This window comes from Limnobacter sp. (assembly GCF_964228395.1).
In the GTDB taxonomy this organism is placed as follows: Bacteria; Pseudomonadota; Gammaproteobacteria; order Burkholderiales; family Burkholderiaceae_B; genus Limnobacter.
Window position 1 is genome coordinate 1 of sequence record NZ_CAXQZX010000134.1, and the last position, 5,202, is coordinate 5,202.

Here is a 5,202-nt window from a genome sequence, read left to right on the forward strand (position 1 = left end):
GGTGTGCACACCAGCCGGGCTTTGGATAACTATCAAATCACTGGTTTCCCGCTGTTCAACGCGCCAGAGCTGGTCAATGCGCTGGCCGCTGTGAAATGGGCTGCCACCAAGGCCAACGCGGATCTCGATTCCATTTCACCAGAGCTGGCCGAAGCCATCGTGAAGGCCTGCAAAGAGATTCGCAATGGCAAACTTCACGACCAATTCGTGGTCGATGTCATTCAAGGTGGTGCAGGCACTTCCACCAACATGAATGCCAACGAGGTGATTGCCAACCGCGCCATCGAAATTCTGGGTGGCAAAAAAGGCGATTACAAATTGGTGCACCCCATTGAGCATGTGAATGCCTCGCAAAGCACCAACGATGTGTACCCCACGGCCGTGAAAATTGGTCTCATCAACGCCATCGCAGGTTTGCTCAAGGCCATGGAGGAGCTCAAGGAAGCCTTTGGAGAAAAGGCCTTCGAGTTTCGCAAAATTCTTAAAATCGGTCGCACGCAACTACAAGACGCGGTGCCCATGACCTTGGGTCAAGAATTCTCGGCGTTTTCTGTGATGATTGGCGAAGACATGGCCCGCCTGCGCGAGGCCATTGGCCTAATTCATGAAATCAACCTGGGCGCCACAGCCATTGGCACGGGCATCAACACCGACCCCGAGTACGCCTCGCGGGCGCGTCACTATCTTGAAGAAATCACGCAGTTGGGTCTGGTTACAGCAGCAGATTTGGTCGAGGCCACCCAGGACACAGGCTCGTTTGTTCAATTGTCGGGTGTGCTCAAGCGGGTGGCTGTTAAGTTGTCGAAGGTGTGCAACGATCTGCGCCTGCTCTCCTCAGGCCCTCAAGCGGGCTTGAACGAAATCAACCTGCCTCCCCGTGCGGCCGGCTCTTCCATCATGCCGGGTAAGGTCAACCCAGTGATTCCTGAGGTGGTCAATCAAGTGGCTTTCGAAGTCATTGGTAACGATGTCACTGTGACGATGGCGGCTGAAGCCGGTCAACTGCAATTGAATGCGTTCGAGCCCATCATTGCATGGAGCCTTTTCAAAAGCATCTACCACTTAACCGCGGCTTGCAAAACACTGACCAAGAATTGCGTATTAGGGATTTCCGCAAATGAGTCACTTTTGCGGCAAAGGGTTGAAGAATCGGCCAGTTTGGCCACCTCGCTCAATCCATACATAGGCTATGATCAAGCTTCTGAGATCGCCAAAACTGCACTGAAAACCGGTCGGAAGGTTTCTGAACTGGTTCTCGAAAAGGGCTTGCTGTCAGAGCAGCAGTTAAACGAGATACTCAGACCCGAGGTGCTCACCCGGCCTCGGAGGATAAAACTGTAAGTGCCGGTAGCGCCATGCGCGCCCGGGGGTGTGTGCACATTTCGTGCTTAATCTTTAATCAAGGAGCAAAAATGAAAAGGAATCTCCTCGCAGCAGCGTTGGCCGTGGCCAGTGTCGCCGCTGTACAGCCCGCAGTTGCCCAAGACCTCACAGGCACGCTCAAGAAAGCGGCCGAAACCAAAACATTCGTCATTGGTTATCGTGAGTCGTCTGTTCCATTTTCATACCTGGACGACAAGCAAAAGCCCATCGGCTACCACATCGACGTGTGTAACAAAATTGTGGCCGCTGTAAAAACCAAGCTTAAAATGCCCGACCTGAAAGTGGACATGCAGCCAGTGACGTCGGCCAACCGCATTCCACTGCTGCAAAACGGCACCGTGGATCTGGAGTGTGGTTCCACCACCAACTCCGTGAAGCGTCAAGAGCAGGTGTCCTTCGGTAACACCACCTTTGTAACCAGCGTGAAAGTGGTCGTAAAAAAGGCCAGCGGTATTACCAAGCTGGCTGATCTGGATGGTCAACCCATCGCCACCACATCGGGCACCACCTCTGTGCAACTGATCAAGCAAAACGAGAAGGGCGCCAACATTAACTTCAAAGAAATCTATGGCAAAGACCACGCCGAGAGCTTCTTGCTGGTGGCCAACGATCGCGCCAAAGCGTTTGTGATGGACGACATTCTGATTGCCGGTTTGGTGGCCAACAGCAACAGCCCTGCCGACTTCACCTTCCTGCCAGAAGTGCTTCGCACCGAGCCTTACAGTGTGATGATCCGCAAGGACGATCCACAGTTCAAGGCCGTGGTGGACGAAACCATCAACGGCATGATCAAGTCGGGCGAATTGGAAAAGCTGTACACCAAGTGGTTCATGCAGCCCATTCCTCCCAAAAACGTGAACCTCAACTTCCCCATGTCTGCTGAATTGAAAGCGGCATTGGCCAACCCCAACGACAAGGGCGTTGAATAAGCGTCGCTAGTCGTCCAAGGCCGGCGGCGTGATTAAAACGCAGGCCGGCCTTTTTCCTTGTGTCAACCGAGATTCTCCACTCGGGAGTAAAACAAAATGAACATCGAATTGAATTGGCTGCTGTTTTTTCAGCCGATCTTCGAAGAAGCGGATGTGCAGTGGTGGGAGATGATTCTCTCCGGCCTGCTGTGGACCCTGGCCACCTCTGCTGTGGCTGGCGTCATCGCTTTTTTCGTGGGGTCACTGATGGGTGTGTTGCGCACCACTTCCAGCAAGGGATTGGCCTTGATTGGCAATACTTATGTTGAAATTTTTCGCAACATTCCGCTCATCGTCCAGTTTTTTCTTTGGTACTTTGTGGTGCCAGAGTTTATTCCTGCTCTCAAAGCGTGGTCCATTGAGCAAGATCCCACCTTTGTGCAATTTCTCACCGCCGTGGTGTGCTTGGGCTTGTTCACCGCTTCACGAGTGGCCGAGCAGGTGAAGTCGGGCATTTTGTCTTTGTCGCGCGGGCAGCGCGCCGCAGGCTATGCGCTGGGGCTTACAGAGCCACAAACCTATCGCTTTGTGCTCCTGCCCATGGCTTACCGCATCATCGTACCGCCCATGACCTCCGAGGCCATGAACCTTATTAAAAACTCGTCTGTTGCGCTCACCATTGGTTTGACCGAGCTGACCTTCCGCACCCGTGAAATGGGTGAGAACACCTTCGCGTTTTTCGAGGCCTACATTGCAGCCACTGTGTTGTATGTGATTGTGGCCATGACCGTGAACCGCGTGATGGCGTTGGTTGAAAGGCGCACTGCAGTGCCCGGTTATATTTCGGGAGGCAAGTGATGAATACCTTTGATTTCAGCGCAATCACCGATTCTTTGCCCTACCTCATGACAGGTTTGGGCTACACGGTGCAGCTCACCGTGGTGGCTTGTTTGGGCGGTATTTTCTTTGGCACCTTGCTGGCCTTGGCGCGTTTGTCCAGCATCAAGCCTCTGGCCATGTTGGCCGCAGGTTACGTTAACCTGATGCGTTCTATTCCGCTCATTTTGGTTATCTTCTGGTTTTACTTCCTGGTGCCCATCGTGATTCAGGCTGCAACAGGTGCAGAACGCCCACCGCAAATCGGGCCAGACCGCTCTGCCTACATCACCTTCATCATGTTTGAGGCCGCATTTTTCTGCGAAATCATGCGCGCGGGTATTCAGAGTATTCCCAAAGGGCAAGTGGGGGCAGCGTATGCCTTGGGCTTGAATTACCGTCAGGCCATGTGGTTGGTGGTGTTGCCACAGGCGTTCCGCAACATGCTGCCCGTCTTGCTGACACAAACCATTATTTTGTTCCAGGACACATCGCTGGTGTATGTACTGTCTGTGACCGACTTCTTGGGCGCCGCGTCCAAGGTCGCTCAGCGCGACAGCACCTTGGTGGAAATGTACACCTTCGTGGCCCTGGTCTATCTGGCGATTTGCTTCAGCTTGTCGATGCTGGTTAAAGCACTCCAGAAAAAAACTCAAATCATTCGATAGCAGGAGAGCACTGTGATTGAAATCAACAAAGTCAACAAGTGGTACGGCAGTTTTCAGGTGCTCACCGACTGTTCCACCACCGTTAAAAAAGGCGAAGTGGTGGTGGTGTGTGGCCCATCGGGTTCAGGCAAGTCCACCCTCATCAAATGTGTCAACATGCTAGAGCCCTTCCAGGAGGGCACCATCACGGTGGATGGTATTTCCGTGGGGGCCAAAGGCACCGACTTGCCCAAACTGCGTTCCCGCGTGGGCATGGTGTTTCAGCATTTTGAGTTGTTTCCGCACCTGTCGATCACTGACAACCTCACGCTGGGGCAAATCAAGGTCTTGGGTCGCTCCAAAGAAGAGGCGGTGGCCAAGGGCATGAGTCTTTTGGAACGTGTGGGCCTCACAGCGCATGCCAACAAATTTCCGGGCCAGTTGTCGGGTGGTCAGCAGCAGCGTGTGGCCATTGCGCGAGCGTTGTCCATGGACCCCATTTGCATGCTGTTCGACGAACCCACGTCAGCCCTCGACCCCGAGATGATCAACGAAGTGCTGGATGTGATGGTGGAATTGGCCCAAGAAGGCATGACCATGATGTGTGTCACCCACGAAATGGGTTTTGCGCGCAAGGTGGCCGACCGGGTGATTTTCATGGACCAAGGCCGTATTGTGGAAGACTGCGCGAAAGACGACTTTTTTGGCACACCTCGCTCAGAGCGCGCGCAGTTGTTTTTGTCAAAAATTCTTAACCACTAACACCGGTGTTGATTCGAAAAAAGGCCGCTCACAGGAGCGGCCTTTTTATTGTTGACCCCACAACCTGCGGTCATTTTTCATTTTTTGCCTCAACTTTTTGCGACTTGCTCAGCATGAGTTCTCGCGCTTTGGCGTATTTGATGAAGCTGTTGAAGCATCCTATGGCGATGTGAACAAAGCCGGGCCATCCGTCCCGAAAACCCTGGCGCACTGCATAGAACTTGATGAACCGAACCAAAGGCGACAGCGCCAATTTGGAAAGCCCCGGCCATTTGCCCCGCTCGGCCAGCATCTGGGCCTGCAGGCTGGTGTAGCGGTTTTGCTTTTGAAGGTAGCTCTCCAAGCTGTCAGCTGAGTGATGTAACAGGTCGCCACTGAGTTTGCCGAACCTGGTGTTGGGCGATCGGCCAATCACCTTCTCATGCACCACATCGTCGCTCCATTGTGCGCGTTGCCGGTGAAACAGGCGTCTTGAATAATCGGGGTAACCTTCTCCATGGCGCAGGTAGCGCCCCAGAAAATAATTGCAACGTGGCATGTCAAACCCTGCCCAATTTTGCAACTCGCCGCTTTGCAGCAACTCGGTAATACTTTGCCTCAGCCCGGGGAGATCGGAAGAGCGTCGT

The 5,202-nt window shown here is 53.5% G+C and carries 6 protein-coding genes; 5 read left to right on the plus strand and 1 reads right to left on the minus strand.

Features of this window, described 5'->3' with window-relative positions; all coding sequences use genetic code 11:
* The 5 genes from ACEQU8_RS11535 to ACEQU8_RS11555 all read left to right on the plus strand — a co-directional run.
* Positions 1-1,341 (plus strand): aspartate ammonia-lyase (locus ACEQU8_RS11535; protein WP_370263748.1); only part of this gene is annotated, 1,341 nt, incomplete at its 5' end.
* 71 nt (positions 1,342-1,412) lie between these two features.
* Entirely contained in the window at positions 1,413-2,312 is a 900-nt protein-coding gene (locus ACEQU8_RS11540; RefSeq protein WP_370263749.1) for a transporter substrate-binding domain-containing protein, read from the plus strand.
* Between the two features lie 96 nt (positions 2,313-2,408).
* Positions 2,409-3,149, plus strand: a complete 741-nt coding sequence (locus ACEQU8_RS11545; protein WP_370263750.1) for an amino acid ABC transporter permease — start codon at positions 2,409-2,411, stop codon at positions 3,147-3,149.
* Positions 3,149-3,835 (plus strand): amino acid ABC transporter permease, encoded by a 687-nt coding sequence (locus ACEQU8_RS11550; protein WP_370263753.1) that lies wholly within the window; start codon positions 3,149-3,151, stop codon positions 3,833-3,835. The genes ACEQU8_RS11545 and ACEQU8_RS11550 overlap by 1 nt, the downstream gene beginning before the upstream one ends.
* Before the next feature lie 12 nt (positions 3,836-3,847).
* Entirely contained in the window at positions 3,848-4,576 is a 729-nt protein-coding gene (locus ACEQU8_RS11555) for an amino acid ABC transporter ATP-binding protein (protein WP_370263754.1), read from the plus strand.
* Positions 4,577-4,646: 70 nt separating this feature from the next.
* Here ACEQU8_RS11555 and ACEQU8_RS11560 read toward each other — a convergent pair.
* A partial coding sequence (locus ACEQU8_RS11560; RefSeq protein WP_370263757.1) for a glycosyltransferase family 2 protein occupies positions 4,647-5,202 on the minus strand: 556 nt, incomplete at its 5' end.

What these genes read in the sequence shown, in the direction of transcription:
- ACEQU8_RS11545 (WP_370263750.1), top strand. Translation starts at nt 2,409, where the DNA reads ATGAACATCGAATTGAATTGGCTGCTGTTTTTTCAGCCGATCTTCGAA.
- ACEQU8_RS11550 (WP_370263753.1), top strand. Translation starts at nt 3,149, where the DNA reads ATGAATACCTTTGATTTCAGCGCAATCACCGATTCTTTGCCCTACCTC.
- ACEQU8_RS11540 (WP_370263749.1), top strand. Translation starts at nt 1,413, where the DNA reads ATGAAAAGGAATCTCCTCGCAGCAGCGTTGGCCGTGGCCAGTGTCGCC.